The organism is Prochlorococcus marinus str. MIT 9211 (assembly GCF_000018585.1).
Taxonomy (GTDB): domain Bacteria; phylum Cyanobacteriota; class Cyanobacteriia; order PCC-6307; family Cyanobiaceae; genus Prochlorococcus_D; species Prochlorococcus_D marinus_B.
Genome location: NC_009976.1, coordinates 476,180 through 491,596, shown reverse-complemented (window position 1 = coordinate 491,596; position 15,417 = coordinate 476,180). Strand labels below are relative to the sequence as shown.

At 37.7% G+C, this 15,417-nt stretch carries 15 protein-coding genes; 6 read left to right on the top strand and 9 right to left on the bottom strand.

From position 1 onward, the window contains the following. Positions 1–45: 45 nt before the first annotated feature. Both frr and P9211_RS02620 read left to right on the top strand, forming a co-directional pair. Entirely contained in the window at positions 46–594 is a 549-nt protein-coding gene (gene frr / locus P9211_RS02625; protein WP_012195077.1) for a ribosome recycling factor, read from the top strand. Continuing rightward, positions 591–1,718 carry an NAD(P)/FAD-dependent oxidoreductase gene (locus P9211_RS02620; RefSeq protein ID WP_012195076.1) on the top strand — a complete coding sequence of 376 codons (1,128 nt, stop codon included), beginning with the start codon at positions 591–593 and terminating at the stop codon, positions 1,716–1,718. Before frr ends, P9211_RS02620 begins: the two co-directional genes overlap by 4 nt. A gap of 178 nt (positions 1,719–1,896) precedes the next feature. Here P9211_RS02620 and P9211_RS02615 read toward each other — a convergent pair whose 3' ends face one another. From P9211_RS02615 to P9211_RS02600, 4 genes are all read right to left on the bottom strand, one after another. Continuing rightward, positions 1,897–2,916 (bottom strand): transaldolase, encoded by a 1,020-nt coding sequence (locus P9211_RS02615; RefSeq protein WP_012195075.1) that lies wholly within the window; start codon positions 2,914–2,916, stop codon positions 1,897–1,899. Between the two features lie 103 nt (positions 2,917–3,019). Then, positions 3,020–4,816 (bottom strand): peptidoglycan D,D-transpeptidase FtsI family protein, encoded by a 1,797-nt coding sequence (locus P9211_RS02610; RefSeq protein WP_012195074.1) that lies wholly within the window; start codon positions 4,814–4,816, stop codon positions 3,020–3,022. 5 nt (positions 4,817–4,821) lie between these two features. After that, positions 4,822–5,211, bottom strand: a complete 390-nt coding sequence (locus tag P9211_RS02605) for a hypothetical protein (protein ID WP_012195073.1) — start codon at positions 5,209–5,211, stop codon at positions 4,822–4,824. Between the two features lie 160 nt (positions 5,212–5,371). Further along, positions 5,372–6,748, bottom strand: coding sequence for a CPBP family intramembrane glutamic endopeptidase (locus tag P9211_RS02600; protein WP_225866213.1), 1,377 nt, complete (start codon positions 6,746–6,748; stop codon positions 5,372–5,374). Positions 6,749–6,842: 94 nt separating this feature from the next. Between P9211_RS02600 and P9211_RS02595 the strand changes: the two genes are divergently transcribed. Next, positions 6,843–8,174, top strand: a complete 1,332-nt coding sequence (locus tag P9211_RS02595; protein ID WP_012195071.1) for a histidine phosphatase family protein — start codon at positions 6,843–6,845, stop codon at positions 8,172–8,174. Positions 8,175–8,178: 4 nt separating this feature from the next. Next, positions 8,179–9,453: a dihydroorotase gene (locus tag P9211_RS02590; protein ID WP_012195070.1), complete on the top strand. Its 1,275-nt coding sequence runs from the start codon at positions 8,179–8,181 to the stop codon at positions 9,451–9,453. Here the strand turns inward: P9211_RS02590 and lepB are convergent. Further along, positions 9,428–10,087, bottom strand: coding sequence for a signal peptidase I (lepB, locus tag P9211_RS02585; RefSeq protein WP_049750890.1), 660 nt, complete (start codon positions 10,085–10,087; stop codon positions 9,428–9,430). The two genes, P9211_RS02590 and lepB, sit on opposite strands and share 26 nt — an antisense overlap. A gap of 144 nt (positions 10,088–10,231) precedes the next feature. On the opposite strand from lepB, the gene P9211_RS02580 reads away from it, so the two are divergent. Then, a complete protein-coding gene (locus P9211_RS02580) occupies positions 10,232–11,731 on the top strand; it encodes a hypothetical protein (protein ID WP_012195068.1) in 1,500 nt (499 codons plus the stop codon). Here the strand turns inward: P9211_RS02580 and P9211_RS02575 are convergent. The 4 genes from P9211_RS02575 to P9211_RS02560 all read right to left on the bottom strand — a co-directional run bounded on the left by P9211_RS02575 (position 11,703) and on the right by P9211_RS02560 (position 13,452). After that, positions 11,703–12,059, bottom strand: coding sequence for a Spx/MgsR family RNA polymerase-binding regulatory protein (locus P9211_RS02575; protein ID WP_012195067.1), 357 nt, complete (start codon positions 12,057–12,059; stop codon positions 11,703–11,705). The genes P9211_RS02580 and P9211_RS02575 overlap by 29 nt on opposite strands. Positions 12,060–12,105: 46 nt before the next feature. Further along, the gene (locus P9211_RS02570; protein ID WP_012195066.1) at positions 12,106–12,633 is read right to left on the bottom strand and encodes an inorganic diphosphatase; all 528 of its coding nucleotides are present in this window, start codon (positions 12,631–12,633) and stop codon (positions 12,106–12,108) included. Next, positions 12,575–12,868 (bottom strand): hypothetical protein, encoded by a 294-nt coding sequence (locus P9211_RS02565; RefSeq protein WP_012195065.1) that lies wholly within the window; start codon positions 12,866–12,868, stop codon positions 12,575–12,577. Before P9211_RS02565 ends, P9211_RS02570 begins: the two co-directional genes overlap by 59 nt. Before the next feature lie 119 nt (positions 12,869–12,987). Next, a complete protein-coding gene (locus P9211_RS02560; protein ID WP_012195064.1) occupies positions 12,988–13,452 on the bottom strand; it encodes a resolvase in 465 nt (154 codons plus the stop codon). A 156-nt stretch (positions 13,453–13,608) separates the two neighbouring features. Here P9211_RS02560 and P9211_RS02555 point away from each other — a divergent pair, with 156 nt between their 5' ends. Continuing rightward, the gene (locus P9211_RS02555) at positions 13,609–15,411 is read left to right on the top strand and encodes a proline--tRNA ligase (protein ID WP_012195063.1); all 1,803 of its coding nucleotides are present in this window, start codon (positions 13,609–13,611) and stop codon (positions 15,409–15,411) included. The last annotated feature ends 6 nt before the right edge of the window (positions 15,412–15,417 follow it).

Below are 15,417 nucleotides of genomic sequence, written 5' to 3'. Positions count from 1 at the left end.
TTTTTATTGTTTTCTAAGTTACAACTCATAGCTTATCTAAGTTCAATGATTACAAAAGAACTCGAACAGAACATGCGTAAATCGGTAGAAGCCGCACAACGTAATTTCAACACAATCAGAACTGGGAGAGCCAATACCTCTCTACTTGATCGATTAACCGTCGAATATTATGGAGCAGATACTCCATTGAAATCTCTAGCTACAATCTCTACTCCAGATTCGCAAACAATCTCTATTCAGCCATTTGACTTGAGTTCGTTAGTGCTAATTGAAAAGTCAATAGCAATGAGTGATCTTGGATTTACACCAAATAATGATGGAAAAATCATTCGTATAAATATTCCACCTCTTACAGAAGAGAGACGAAAAGAATTTTGTAAATTAGCTTCTAAATATGCTGAAGAGGGGAAAGTAGCTCTTCGCAATATTCGTAGAGATGCAATTGAAAGAATTAAGAAGTCAGAGAAAGAAAGTGAGATCTCAGAAGACCAAAGTAGAGACGAACAAGACAATGTTCAAAAACTAACGGATAGGTTTATAACTGAAATAGAAAAAAATCTTTCTGATAAGGAACAAGAAATCCTCAAGGTTTGACTATAAGAGATGTTGTCATTATTGGATCGGGAGCTGCAGGATCTTCCGCAGCTTTTCACTTGGCTAATGCTAATAAAAAAGTAACTATTGTTGAGAAAGATCTTTTACCTAAATTAAAGCCCTGTGGAGGTGGAATAGCAGCTTCAGTTCAAGAGCTATTTCCATTTAGCCTAGAACCAATTATTGAAGAGGTTATAAAAAAAGTAGAGTTTAGCTGGTGTCTATCAGACAAAGTAATTGCAAACCTGCCTGGCTCAGCTCCTTTTTGGATTGTAAGAAGAGAAAATCTGGATCTTTTTTTAGTTGAGCAAGCTATTAATCAAGGAGCTGAATTATTAAAGCCTTTTGAAGTTTCGAAATTATATAAAGAGGAAGGTTATTGGGTAATTAGTTCAAAAGAGAACAAGAAATTAAAATCTCGAGCGGTAATACTTGCTGATGGATCGCAATCTCCTTGGCCAAAGCTTTTTGGAATAGGGCCTAAGAATCTTCACCATGCTTCTACGACTTCTGTACGTCTTGAGGGGAGAGGATTATTAGAAGAAGGGACTTCTAGGTTTGAATTTGGTTTGGTGCATCATGGATTTGCTTGGGCATTTCCTCTTAAAGGCAACGTAAATGTTGGAGTTGGAACCTTCATTGGGGGAAGCTCAATTAACATCGAAGAAATTCTTGAAAAGTTACTTCCAAGTCTTGGATTTGACCCCAAAGAAGGCATTAGACAAAACTCTTCCTTAAGAGTTTGGAATGGTCATTGCAATCTCCATAAAGATGGGATTGTCGCAGTTGGAGACGCAGCTTCGCTTTGCGATCCTTTTCTAGCGGAAGGTCTACGTCCAGCATTAATTAGTGGATACAAAGCAGCATTTTCTTTAAATCTTTGGCTAGAAGGAAATGTTAAAGACTTAAGTGATTACACAAACTCAATGAAAGTTACTTGGGGAAATTCAATGGCCTGGGGGAGGAGGATTTCACAAATCTTTTATAGATTTCCAAAAGTTGGTTATCAGTTAGGAATTAAAAGACCTACTGCGCCAGAAAGAATTGCCCAAATACTCTCTGGGAAAATGAGTTATGGAGATATTGCACAACGTGTAATCAAAAGATTACTTTTTAAGAAGTAGTCTAACAATAGATGAATCTATAATTACTTGTCGATTTGAAAGATAGTTCTATTTTATATTAAGCTAATAGGAAATGTGTTGGTATTTTTTTATCTTTAAGAGAGAAGATGGCTATAGTTCATTTCTTTGATTGCTTTATTCCCAAAAAGAAAAACTATGTTCTTTATTGATTAATCTGTTAAGAACTTATAGCGTTGCCACTCAAGGCAAAAGACTTACCTTCTTCAAGGATGGCAATCCTTTCAAGCAGCCTAATCTCCAAGTCATCAATTGCCTTGCTGAATTTTTTAATCCCTTCATCTAACTTCTCAAATGCCATAGAATCAGAATTCATCATTGACTCGAATTTTTCATGGTCAATGTCAATCTTTTGCCCAACAGGCTTAGGATTCAAAGAGTCAAGCTTCTTTTCAAGTGGAACATTTGTATTGCTTAACTGATCAAGCAATTTTGGTGAAATTGTAAGCAAATCGCATCCAGCCAATTCAACAATCTCTTCAATATTTCTAAAGCTGGCACCCATAACTTCAGTTTTATAATTATTAGATTTGAAATAATTAAATATCTTAGTAACCGAAATTACTCCTGGATCTTCAGGGCCTGGATAATTGGCTATCCCCGTATTTGCTTTATACCAATCGAGTATGCGTCCTACGAATGGAGAGATAAGGGTAACTCCTGCTTCTGCGCATGCAGCCGCTTGACAGAAATTAAATAGCAAAGTGAGGTTACAGTGAATTCCTTCACGTTCCAGGACCTCAGCAGCCTTAATACCCTCCCAAGTAGAGGCAATCTTTATCAAAACCCTGTCATTTTTTATTCCAGCTTTGTTATAAAGCCTGATTAGTTTACGAGCTTTTTCAACTGTTGCTTGAGTATCAAAGCTAAGACGAGCATCAACCTCAGTTGAGACCCTACCTGGAATATTTTTAAGTATTTCTTTGCCAAAAACAACACAAATCTGGTCCAGCGCTTCTTTAACTACTTCTTGAAAAGAGCCTCTAATTCCGATCTCTTCTCTAGAAGATTTAAGTGCCTCATCAATTAACTTTTGATAGCCAGGAACTTGAGCGGCTGCAAGAATTAGTGAGGGATTAGTAGTCGCATCTCTGGGCTTAAAAGTCCTTATAGCCTCTAAATCACCAGTGTCTGCAACAACGATCGTCATTGAAGAAAGCTGTTCAAGTAGCGATGACATGATGCTTACCAGCCCTTTGAAAATCTATACATATCAAGCTAGCTATGTTCCTCGGTTATTTCACCCTTATATTTGGTCTATAAAACCATTCTTCTTCTAAAAACTAATCTATCGAAGAAATTATATTCTTAGAAGTGTTTGGTGGGATTTTCTCAAGAACAATTAAACTCTCGATAATTTTCTTTGCCACTGGCATGGCCACAGTTGAACCATATGCATAAGGCTTTTTAGGCCCATCAATCGCAACAACTACAACAAATCGAGGGTTCTCTATAGGCAAGATTGCTACAAAGCTACAGATTTTAGAGTTATAAATTCCATCTTTTGCTTGATCAGCAGTACCTGTCTTACCACCTATCCGATAGTTATCTGTTTTAACACTATTTTTTCCATAACTATTTACAGCTGACTCCATCCAGCGAAGAACTATCTCAGTAACTTCAGGGCGTAACAATTGATGGTTAGATTTTTCAGATATTTTTTTTGTTAATGGAAGCACGGATCCATTAAAACCTTTTGTGATGTGGGGAGTTACTAGTCGACCTCCATTAGCAATAAGGGCATGCAATTGAGCTAATTTTAATGGGGTTATCGAAAACCCTTGTCCAAAAGAGGCCACTGCTTGGTGAATAGGTTGATCAACAAATAATTCTTTGCTCTTCAATTGACCACCAATTGCGCCTAACAAATCAGTGGCTGGTCTTTGGTCTACTCCTAATTTTTGAAGCCATTCCCAATGAGTCGATCGATTAAGTTTTTGCATGATCTTAACCATTCCAACATTACTTGAAACCTGAAGGACCTTGGCATAGTTAATCACTCCATTCGGCTTATTATTCCAATTACCTAAAGACCAACCCCCAACATTTACACTTCCAGAGTCATAAACAATTCCATCAGGGTTAATTACACCTTCTTGAAGAGCTAACGCAAGGTTGATCGGTTTAAAGGTAGACCCAGGCTCAAACAACTCTTGAACAGACCACTCCTTATACAAAGCCGAAGAATATTCCCAATACTTATTAGGATTATATGTAGGAGCTGATGCCAGTGCTATAAGCTCTCCATTGTCGACATTCATAACAATAGCAACAGCTTTCTCAGCTCTCCATTCATCTAATTGATCTTTAATAGCATTCAGAGCGACCTCCTGGAGTCTGGCATCAATGGTAAGTTCTAAGCGTAAATCATCTTCAAAAAATACACCCGGTTCTATATCATTGGGGAGAGGGGTGCCATCTCTACCATATCGAAGTTTACGTGTTTTTTCCCTACGAGACAGTCTCTTGTTTAAACTTAATTCTAATCCAGCCTGAGGATTTCGATCGTAATCTAAGAAGCCTACTACATTTGCAAATAGGTCATTTTGGGGATAAACACGCTGTAGATAAGGCTCAAGATCTAAGCCATTAATGCGAAGTCGCCTAATTTCCGAAGCAGTCTCAGTAGATATATTCTCAGCAAGCTTAACGCCCGACCTCTCATTACCTAAGATATCTACCAATTGATAAGTAGATAAAGATAGAGGGGCAGAAAGTTTTTTTGCAACCTCAAATGGTGTTCGAGAAACTCCTTGTAGATCTCCAGAAAACTTAAATTGCCTAGGATGGGCATATAATCTGAATCTCTTTTCATCAAGAGCAATTAATCGGCCCTTCCTATCAACTATTGAACGTCTTCCGCCTAAAGGTTCCACTTTCCTAGTCTGGAAATCTCGAGCTCGAGCCTCTAAGTAAGGCCCTTCAAATAATTGAAGCCAAGCCAACCTCCCTATTAAACCCAAAAGAGCTAAGCAAAGAATAGTGAATGTCAACTTCAGCCTATAAGCAGGTATCGGAGACAATGAGGAGATACGCAACTTCTTACGCCTTATACCTCTTTGAAGTCTGTTGTTAGGCACTAATCTCAATAGCCATGAGTAATTGGATAATGGGAAAGGTTATAGTAATTATCGCTTGTTGAGATATTAGTATTAGAACGACTATCGGCACGAGGAGCATCTAGGTAAATAAGATCAGCTGACGTAGTCTTAACCATGATTTTTGGCAAGACAATACTATGTAAAAGATAACGCTCTAAATTGGCAATTGACTCCTCTAATTTATAAGTTAATTCGCGAGTATGTTCTAATCTAGAAAAGGAGATTGTCCAAAGGTATTGAGAGTGTAATGCTAATGCAGACATTAAGGCTGTGCAAAGTAATACTCCTACAAGGCCTCCATCAATTCCTCTATGAAAACCAGCAAGTATTGGATATCTTCGTGAAATTTTATGAGGAGAGAACGGACCTTTCATAAGGATCAAGCCCTTTTTGAGGGTTTTACTGAAGCAATTGATTTTGACTTTAGATAAGGGTTTGCCTAATCTCTACAACCACGTAAAATCAACAACTAGCATAGTCAACCATCCCCTGGCAGTCCCTGCAAGGTCCAATATAAAGAACCAGTCCAAGAAGCTACCCGCCTAATAGTAATAGGCTTGCGAAGGTAACTCCATTCCATAAAGAATGCATAATCACACAGGGGAAAAGTCGCCCTGTACTTATCCTTAGGAGAGCAAGACCAATCCCTAGAACAAGCAATGGAGGCAACTCTCCAATACTGAGGTGAGCTAATGCAAAAACCAAAGCGCTTAGAATCACTCCAAATGCTCGTCCTTGACTTTTAACTAAAACTGGTAAAAGCGCTCCTCTAAAAATAAATTCCTCAAACAAGGGTGCTAATACAACAGTAGTAAGAAAGAGAATTGACAATGCCCAATAGTTCTTACTACTTAAAACCATCTCAAGTAAAGGATTACTTCCTCCAGGGTCCTCTAGAAAGAAGCCAACCAGCCAACTTGTCAACAGTACAAATGGCATCACCATTAACCATCCCTGTAATGCCTGCATTACACCCTTATTAACCGGCTTGATGCCCCACTGCATCCACCCCCTTATAGGAGGTTCCATCCCTTTGAGCATTCTTAGTTGCTGTCTAAAAATAACTAATGATGGGAGAGTCATTGCACTATATCCAACAAAAACAGTCAATGATTCTTTTGTTGGACTATGGATGCTTTCTGTAAGTAGTTGACTAGCAGGTATAGCAAATAAAGGAGTAATAACTTCCCCAAGAACAACAAAACCACCTGCTACCAGAAGCACCATATCGATTGCAGATAATGGCAAAGAAAAATTTTCAGGCCATGATGAGCTCTCCCTACGGTAAAACAACCAACCTTGACGAAGACACAGCCCAATACCAAAAAAAGTTGCCAAGGAAGGTAATAATTGACTGGCTACTAATCTGAAAGCCATTCTTTGAGAAACCGTTTCCTCAACACAGACTTCTCGACTACTAGCAATCGCCAAGCAAGACAGCCTATACATCAGAGGGTCTTCCTTTAAGAATTCAAGTTCATTAGTGATTGCCTTAATATTTCTATTTTTATTGCGACTCTCTAGCAAAATCTCTTTAGCTAAATTCCAATTACTCTCCGTGAAAGCAATTTCATTAAGCGAGTTACTTTTCTCATCTGATTGGTCCACTAAAGTAAGCAGCAGGTTTTCACGTTCCTTCCTATTTTCAGGAGGAATCTCACGAATGATTTCCTCAAGTTCTTTTTCTGGGTTAGAGCCCACGAATATTGGTCTTAACGGCTTTGGCATAGCAGGAGATGCCAAAAGAGCCATCTCATGTTGCTTAAGAGAAAGCATTGGTGCAACAGAGGGCCTATCAAAACTTTCCTCAAGGCCTTTTTGCCAAATAAAAGCTGTTAACAAGACTGAGAAAACAGCCAATAAAACTTTCCATTGAGGGGTGCCTTGTTGTCGCATAGAGTCTTTACTCACTGGAAACAAAATGAGGAAAAACCAATTCTCATTCCTCAATCAAGATTAGGCTGGCAGAGTATTCATAAGATGAGTTCGTAAAGAACCTCTGCCAATGACTTTGCGCCTGCTGCTGATTAGACATGGATTAAGTAGTTTTAACCTACAAAATCGAATACAAGGTCGCAATGATCTTTCAACACTTACAGATCAAGGAGTTGCCCAAGCTCAAAGAGCGGGACAGGCACTCTCTGCAATACCAATCCAAACTGTATATAGTTCTCCACTGAAAAGAGCTGCTGAAACAACAAAAGAATTACTTAGATACAACAGCAAAAAAATCAAACCAATCTACGACCAAGACCTATTAGAAGTGGACTTGGCCTCATGGAGTGGACTAACAAATGAGGAAGTACAATCTCAATTTCCAGATGAATATTTTACTTGGAAAAAAAGTCCTAATAAACTTGTTCTTAAACGCGAAAACGGTTCTGAATACAATCCTATAGAAGAATTAATGCATCAAGCAGATAAGTTTCTAGGGAGATTATTAGCGCATCATAGTTTAGATAGTGACGAGAACATCTTGATCGTTGCTCATAATGCAATCCTTAGATGCATCGTACTGAGTTTATTAAATAAGCCTCAAAATGGTTTCCGGCGAATCAGGTTAGACAATGCTTCTATATCGGTTATCAAGTTAAATTCTTGCTCAAATCAAACGAAAGAAGTTCAAATAGAAAGCCTCAATAGTACGGCTCATTTAGATCCCCCATTACCTAAGAAATCCTCTGGGGCTCGACTTATCCTTGTAAGACATGGTGAAACCAATTGGAATAAAGAAGGTAGGTTTCAAGGACAAATCGATATTCCATTAAATGAAAATGGTAAAGAGCAAGCAATGGCTGCAAGCAATTTCCTACGCAAAGTTTCTTTCAACAAAGCCTTTAGTAGTTCAATGTCTAGGCCCTTTGAAACAGCAAAGATCATCCTAAATAATCACCCAAACTTACGAATAGAGTGCCTCAGAGGGCTAGTAGAGATAGGACATGGTCAATGGGAAGGGAAACTCGAAACCGAAATAAGAGAAACTTGGGGGAAATTGCTTGATAAATGGAAAACTTCTCCTGAAACTGTTCAGATGCCAAATGGAGAAAACATTCAAGAAGTGTGGACTCGTGCGACAAATTGTTGGGAACAAATAAGTGAAACCCTCAGTCAAAATGAAACAGCACTAGTTGTAGCTCATGATGCAGTTAACAAAACTATTCTCTGCCACTTGTTAGGCTTAACGCCCAAGAACATCTGGATGATTAAACAAGGCAATGGTGGCATTACAGTAGTAGATATTCCTACCGATCCTAGTCAACTCCCGGTAGTCACATGCCTCAATATTACCTCTCATCTAGGAGGGGTGATTGACGATACAGCTCAAGGAGCACTCTAATAACATGACAAACACTTACTTATTAGATCCAGTCAAAATCCTATCAAAGGAGCAAGAGAGGCTATCTGAGGGTGCCGTTCTCGTAATCGACAAGAGAATAAAAGCCTTTGGAGAGAATGCCCGTGATATAGCAAGAAAGCATGGATTTAAACAAGTCCAGGCCCGAAATAAAATTTTTGCGCCATGCCTCGTAGACCCACATTCTATTCTTCAAGATCCACTCAATGGATTCAGTGAAACATTAGTCAGCCTGAGACATAAAGCATCATTGGCTGGCTATGGGCAAATAGCCATTCTTCCAAGAGGTCTTTCATGGAGGGATCGGCCTGAACGACTACAAGGTTTTTCTAATCCCAATGAAAATGTATTAATACATTTATGGGGAAGTTTTAGCTTGGAAGGGTATGGCAAAGACCTCTCACCACATAAAGATCTTATTGATTTTGGGGCCATTGGCTTAGCTGAAGATGACTCAATACTTTCAAGCGAAATAATGCAAAAAGGTTTTTTGCTTGGTCAAATGGGTCATGCTCCTGTTCTATTTGCACCAAGAGATAAAGGTATTCAAGGGAATGGCATTTTAAGAGAAGGTGTAGAAACGTTGAGAGCAGGGTTTGTTCCAGATCCATTTGCAAGTGAAACAATCCCTATCAAGGTGTTACTTGAATTGCAAGAGCAACACCCAGAGATAAATCTAAGGCTAATGAATTTATCAACAGCCAAAGGAGTATCAATACTTTCCAACAGTCCTATAAAGCCCATGGCAAGCGTATCTTGGTGGCACCTTCTAGCAGACACATCACAAATTGAACTTTCAGGACAAGGTCTTCGAATATGTCCCTCACTTGGGGGAGCAAAAGATCGAAATAAACTCATTGAGGGACTGCAGAAACGCATCATTACTGGCGTAGCCGTTCATGCAATTCCTTTAGAGCAGGCAGAAATTAAAAAGCCTACAGACCAAAGATCGCCTGGCATATGTGGCCATGATCTAGTACTTCCCTCTCTATGGAAAGAACTAGTAGAAAAGCGTAATTGGACAGTTGAGCAATTATGGGAAGCACTAAGTTTTGGCCCTTCAAAAATACTGAACTTTCCACCAGAAGAACTAAAGTTGGAGAGTAATCGATGGCTGCTTTTTGATCCTAAAAAGCGCTGGATAAAAACTTTCCCAAAAGAAGAAATTCCTTATCCATCTAATCAACCTTGGGAAGGGAAAGAAATTATTGGCGCAGTTGAGGATTGCGGCTTGATTAGCGAAGACCTCCTATTCGATTAATTGGCCAGAATCTCCAGGTAGCTCTACCTATGATTTCTTTATGTGGTAAAAATTGACTGCCAGGCCAGAATCTTCCGTCCCAACTATTTCTACGATTGTCTCCTAAGACAAAAACATGACCTTCAGGAACTTTAGCTCTTAAAGATTTGCAATTACCAAGATTGTTCGCTGATAGTGTGCAGAACCTTTCTACATAAGGTTCATTAACTAACTGACTATTAACAAAGAGTTCGCCTTGGAATCCGACAAAAACTTCATCACCAGCAACTGCCACGACCCTTTTGATATAAGCATCACATGCTGGATCTCCAAGACCAGGAATTAAATTTATTAAAGGCAAGCTTAGTAAAGTGCACTTAAGGGTTGAAGGAAGTTGCGTAGATCGTTCTGATATTAATTTTTGATCAAAAGAAAAAGGGGAATTGAAAACCACTATTTCACCTCTCTTAGGAGGTCTTCTTCGAAAAGTTAGCTTTTCTATCACAAGACGGTCATTAATCTCCAGAGTTGGAAGCATTGATCCTGAAGGGATATACCTAGCTTCAGCAAGGTAATTACGAATACCCAAGTAAAGAGTGAAGGTAATAATTACCGGCCCCCAAAAATCCCAAAACGCAAAGAAGCGTTGAGCCATAGCCTGATTAAGGACATGACTAATCTGCTGAGGGTTAGACGCTTTCTTTTTTAACAATTCAACTCCATAGCATTTGGATGAATTTAATAACCCAATATAGTCACTTCCTATATACTAATAACTTGGAATGAAGATTAAGTAATTATGATTCGACCTCGTTGGCAAGATGCTAAAGAAAGGTCTAACCAAAGATTTTTGAATAGATGGAATAAAGCAATAGCAATACTAGCAATGGCAAATATTTCTTGGGTAATTTTTGATATTAACTATATCCCATTAAGAAGTTTCTTAATTCAGCCAAAACTAATCGTGCTTAAATCAAATTTAATAAAAGTTCCTAATAATAAGTTTATAAATCCAATAAAAATTTACGACAGAGCGAAAGGGATAAAACCACATGCTAATAGTCAAGAGTATATCGAAAGCTTCAATCAGCTAAGTGAGTTAATATCAAGACTAGGTATTAATAACACCAAAACAATGTCAGCCTTAGGGAAACACAGTTTATTAAGTGTTGAGTTTCTAAAAGAAATGGAAGTTAATTCGATACCCCATAACCGTAAAAACCTCCTTGCAATTAATAACCGACTCAGACAGAAGTCTTCTGAGATTAACAGAATAAATGCTATCAACAAGTTATTTTCAGTTACATATCTCGAGAAAGTTAACTGGGAAAATGAAAAACTATTTTGGGAAGGCCAAATAATAAATAGATTAAGAAGCAATTATTCATATAGATTTGATAGCAATGGGAACCAGATAAGTAATTCTTGGAAAATAGATCTGCCTTTTCAACTAATATTCCTAATAGACGTGATATTCAAGACATATAACTTAAAAAGAAAGTTTAAAGGTATTACGTTAAGAGATGCATTTCTGAAAAGTTGGTTAGATATACCACTATTTCTACCTGTATTCCGCATACTGCGAATAGTGCCTGTTACTGCAAAACTTTCTAATGCAAAGTTAATTCAACTAGAACCTATAAGAGCAGTAATAAGTCAATGGATAGTAGCTCTTCTGGCTATAGAGATTTTCGAGGTACTAACACTAAGAATTATAGATTCTTTTCAAGTTATAATCAAGTCACCTAATTTAGCTTCAAAAGTTAGAGGTTTACGTAGTCATCAATCCATAAATAAAGATAAAGCTAACAATTTATCGGATTTTTTAAGACTTTGGATACCTTTATTACTTCAGAAGGTAGGTCCTAATCTAAGGCCTCAAATCATTGCTTTATTGAATCATTCTCTACAAAAAAGTATGAAAAGCTCTTCTTTACCTATTGCATTTAAAGGAAGTCCTTTAATAGGAAAAGCAGAGTCTGCGATAAGCCTCCAATTAGCATTAGGAATGACAGATGCAATCCTAGATTTATCAAAGAATACGGCTAATAAAATATCCGAGAAAGATCTAACGCTTAATAAATTAAGCGTGGATGTTGTCGATCGATTTTGGGAGGAGCTGGCCTATCTATTAGAGAATGAAGTAATTAGAAGACAAAGCCAAGAGTTGATAACTTCTTTCCTTGAAGAGTTAAAAATCTCCAGCTTCCGTCAATTCAAAAATCAATTAGAAGTCAATGAAATAATTAAGGAGTTAGATTTACTAAACTTCAATTCTGAAAGAAATCCTTCCAACTAGGTTCTTTAAAGCCAACTAAAACTCTTCCTTTATTATCAACTAGAAAAGGTCTTTTTATTAGTTTCCCATCAAGAGCAAGTAGATCTATCACCTCTTCATCTGTTTTTGATCTAATCGTTTCTCCACCTAGCTCTCTATAACTCTTACCACTGGTGTTAAGTAAGAATTTCCTACTTCCTAGCTGTTCTAAGGCACTAATAATCAGTTTTCTAGAAGGTGGGTTTATTGTTATATCAATTAACTCATAATCAATATTGTTTAAATCAAGCCATTTCAGGGCTTTCTTACATGTTCCACATGCTGAATAGCTATAGATCTTGACACGCATAGTAATTAATTTTCCTTAATTATATCCTAGAAAATTTAATTAAGAACTAATTATTAGATTCTGCGTTATTCTTAGCTTCTATACAAGTTTGAAGTAAGTCATCTACTGCATCAAAATCCCTCCAACCATCTATCAAAACAACTCTACCCTCCAAGCTCTTATATGTTCTAAAAAATTCAGCAACATCTTCAAGTTGGTTGGGAGCAATTTGTCGAATACTATTAATATCTTTCTGACGAGGATCTGCCGTTGGAATGCACAATAGTTTTCCATCATATGCACCTGAATCATGCATATCAAGTACTCCAATAGGTCTTGCCTGAATTAAACATCCTGCAAATGTAGGTTCTTCCATAATGACCATTGCATCTAATGGAGCACCATCCTCTGCAAGTGTGTTGGGAATAAATCCATAATCAAAGGGGTACCGTACCGATGAATGCAAAACCCTATCCAGAGCCATTACACCAGCTTCTGAAAAGTACTCATATTTATTCCTACTTCCAGCAGGTATTTCAACTACCAGGTTTACTAAACCTTTTGATGGAGAAGGAGGGATAGGGCTTAGATCCATAAGGCTCTAAAGCAGTTGGGATGGTTTCATCATTTGCAGAAGGTTGATCAATTACTACTACTGAAAGTGGAACTCCAATCGAAACTATTGCAATCGCCAAGCCGAATAAAGCATTTGAAGTTCCATTCCAACTATAGGGGTCATCATCATCTACCTCAGTAAGATCTCCTGCATTTGCAAGGGGTGAAGATTCCGTCTGATAGGAGTGTCTGACTGAAGTTGATTCTGAATCCATTCAGATTGATTCAACAATAAATGAATTAAAAGAGATCAAAAACTAAATCTCTCAAGAATTGAAAGAAAACCTTTTTTTGATTTTCTGCATTGTATGTATTTTCTCACACTTTTTTCACATTAGGCGGCTGGCCAGTCCTTTCTCTCTCGATTAGTTAAAAACTCCTCAGAAGCAGGTGAGGTTCCCTCCAGTTGAATTCTTATTAGACGCAACTCTTCCAGAATAGAAGCCAAAACATTCTGAGTCTCTGTAGAAGGTGAATTTAATACTTCAACAGTAACTTCTTTAATCCTAAGTATGTCTTTAGCAAATCTAGCCACCTCATTAGGATGAAAAAGAAGGGGATCTTTTTGATCACTTCGGTATTCAGGGTTTAGTTTCCTTGGGTTAAAAGGAGGGTTTAAATTTCTAGTGTCAGTATTTGTGTACCTATAAACAGAGGCCCTTGAGCGATTAAGTGCCTTCTGTACTTCATCTATACCGATAAGTGAGTCTGAATTGGTCATGCCAGTCTTGTAATCCTTGAGATCAGCTGTTATGTCTAACGGTTGAGAATCATTTGAAGCCACATCACCATTAAACATGATCTATTTACATGTCAGAAAAAACTTTGCAGAAGTTAGCAGATAAATACTTCAAAGATCTATCTAGATTGATACATCCATGACACTTTAGTGGTTAGTCACACTGTTTCCCTTCAAGGGGATAGGATCGGTATTCAGTCATAAAGGAAAAAGTTTATGCGCGTCTCCCGCCTAATGCTGGTGACGCTGCGGGATGCTCCCGCCGACGCCGAAATAATCTCCCACCAATTACTCATCAGAGGGGGCTTTATAAAACGAATCACATCAGGGATATACGCTTATTTGCCTTTGATGTGGAGAGTTATTCAAAAAATCAATTGCATTATTCGAGAAGAGTTAAATGCAAAAGGATGCTTGGAAGCTCTATTACCACAGCTGCATCCATCAGATTTATGGAAAAAGACTGGCAGATGGGAAGGATATACGGCAGGAGAGGGAATAATGTTTAATTTAAAAGACAGGCAAGGTAGAGAACTAGGACTTGGGCCTACACATGAAGAGATTATCACCCAAATTGCTGGAGAAAGTCTCCATTCTTATAAGCAACTTCCAGTAAATCTTTATCAGATTCAGACTAAGTTTAGAGATGAGATACGGCCAAGGTTTGGTTTAATGCGAAGCAGAGAATTTATTATGAAAGATGCATATTCTTTTCATGCTAATGAAGAAGATCTAAAGACTTCTTATGCATCAATGGATGATGCATACCGAAAAATTTTTGAAAGGTGTGGGATAAAAACAGTTGCAGTCGAAGCAGATAGTGGTGCAATAGGGGGTGCTGCATCTCAAGAATTTATGGTGACAGCAGATGCTGGAGAGGATTTAATACTTATTTCTAAAGATGGAAAATACGCTGCAAATCAAGAGAAGGCTATTTCTATACCTAAGGCCGCTATCCCTCTAGAAAAAAATGCTCCAATATTAATAGAAACAAAAAATCAAAACTCTATAAATGAACTTTGCTTAAATCAAAATTTCCAAGCGGATCAAATAATAAAAGTGATTGTCATGCTAGCCATACTAGAGAATGGGAGAGAGCAGCCAGTTCTAATAAGCATAAGAGGAGATCAAGAGCTTAATGAAACAAAGCTTTCGAATGAAATAAGTAAGTTTCTAAATAAAAATTTAATTGCACTAAAGTCAATTACAGAGGATGATTTAGATAGACAGGGCTTGATCAATATACCTTTTGGATCAATAGGTCCTGACTTAGAAGATGTAATGTTATCAAATGCATCTAGCTGGAATAAAAAATTTGTTAGATTTGCAGACAAGACTGCAGCAGAGTTAGAATTATTTGTATGTGGTGCTAATAAAACTGAACAACATAGAGCATTCTCAAGTTGGTCTGATGTTGGTGGTTTACCGAAAGTAGTTGACATTAGAAAAGCAAAACCTGGTGATCAATGCTTTTATGATAATAAGCAATTTTTAATAGAAAAAAGAGGAATTGAAGTAGGTCATATCTTTCAATTAGGAAGGAAGTATTCCTCATCTCTTGAAGCCAATTTTACTAATGAGAAAGGTAGCTCTGAGCCTTTCTGGATGGGTTGTTATGGGATAGGAGTTTCTAGAATTGCACAAGCTGCAGTTGAGCAAAGTCATGATCAATCAGGAATAATTTGGCCATTATCTATCTCTCCCTTTGAGGTAATTATTGTCATCGCCAACATAAAGGACGAAGTTCAAAATAGGCTTGGCGAGGATATATATAAGCAACTAAGGCATAAAGGTATTGATGTACTACTGGATGACAGGGATGAAAGAGCCGGTGTGAAGTTTAAAGATGCTGATCTAATAGGAATCCCTTGGAGAGTTGTAGTTGGTCGCGATTCGTCCTCAGGCAAGGTAGAACTGCTCAAAAGGTCTGATAGAAGTGTAAAGCTAATTGAATCTGAAATTGTTGTAAAAGAGCTAATAGCAGAGATATCTAGAAAGAAATCATCAATCTCCTATTAATTCTTC

Bases quoted from the DNA above. Each gene is read 5' to 3' on its own strand.
- frr (WP_012195077.1), top strand. From the start codon at position 46: ATGATTACAAAAGAACTCGAACAGAACATGCGTAAATCGGTAGAAGCC.
- P9211_RS02615 (WP_012195075.1), bottom strand. From the start codon at position 2,916: ATGTCATCGCTACTTGAACAGCTTTCTTCAATGACGATCGTTGTTGCA.
- P9211_RS02605 (WP_012195073.1), bottom strand. From the start codon at position 5,211: ATGAAAGGTCCGTTCTCTCCTCATAAAATTTCACGAAGATATCCAATA.
- P9211_RS02595 (WP_012195071.1), top strand. From the start codon at position 6,843: ATGACTTTGCGCCTGCTGCTGATTAGACATGGATTAAGTAGTTTTAAC.
- P9211_RS02590 (WP_012195070.1), top strand. From the start codon at position 8,179: ATGACAAACACTTACTTATTAGATCCAGTCAAAATCCTATCAAAGGAG.
- lepB (WP_049750890.1), bottom strand. From the start codon at position 10,087: ATGGCTCAACGCTTCTTTGCGTTTTGGGATTTTTGGGGGCCGGTAATT.
- P9211_RS02580 (WP_012195068.1), top strand. From the start codon at position 10,232: ATGATTCGACCTCGTTGGCAAGATGCTAAAGAAAGGTCTAACCAAAGA.
- P9211_RS02575 (WP_012195067.1), bottom strand. From the start codon at position 12,059: ATGCGTGTCAAGATCTATAGCTATTCAGCATGTGGAACATGTAAGAAA.
- P9211_RS02570 (WP_012195066.1), bottom strand. From the start codon at position 12,633: ATGGATCTAAGCCCTATCCCTCCTTCTCCATCAAAAGGTTTAGTAAAC.
- P9211_RS02565 (WP_012195065.1), bottom strand. From the start codon at position 12,868: ATGGATTCAGAATCAACTTCAGTCAGACACTCCTATCAGACGGAATCT.
- P9211_RS02560 (WP_012195064.1), bottom strand. From the start codon at position 13,452: ATGTTTAATGGTGATGTGGCTTCAAATGATTCTCAACCGTTAGACATA.
- P9211_RS02555 (WP_012195063.1), top strand. From the start codon at position 13,609: ATGCGCGTCTCCCGCCTAATGCTGGTGACGCTGCGGGATGCTCCCGCC.